The 426-nt window shown below is 42.5% G+C and carries 1 protein-coding gene; it reads left to right on the forward strand.

The annotated features are described in order from the left end of the window. The coding region (locus DDE80_RS14740; RefSeq protein ID WP_153060874.1) for a zinc ribbon domain-containing protein at positions 1-133 on the forward strand (133 nt) is incomplete at its 5' end. Between the last annotated feature and the right edge of the window lie 293 nt (positions 134-426).

Genomic DNA, 426 nt, shown 5'->3' on the forward strand with positions numbered 1-426 from the left:
TTGTGGTGCAGAAAAACCTATGAAGCTATCTGAACGTACTTACCGTTGTTCATGTGGGTATGTGGCATATCGTGACTATAATTCAGCCATCAATATCAAAAATGAAGGCATTCGCCTATTGGCATTAACATAGAAACAAAAACTCTTGGAACAAGAGGGTTAGCTCGGTCAGTTTTCGTTGGCTAGTAAAAGCAACGATAAGTCGAGAAGCCCCCACTTCAATTAGACCGCAAGGTCAATAAGTGGTGGGTAGTTCACAAGTGTATACTTATTTTAGGTATAAAAAAAGCTTTCGCCTTTTGAGACTCCCACGGCTAAAGCCGCAAGCCCTTCACCTTGCGATGTACGGGTGGGATTCTTGAGTGATGTACCGTTCGCAATTCATTTCTGCTTTGAACAATCCTCAAGATAAGGGCATCTCATTGC

Source organism: Metalysinibacillus jejuensis (assembly GCF_003057615.1).
GTDB classification, from domain to species: Bacteria; Bacillota; Bacilli; order Bacillales_A; family Planococcaceae; genus Metalysinibacillus; species Metalysinibacillus jejuensis.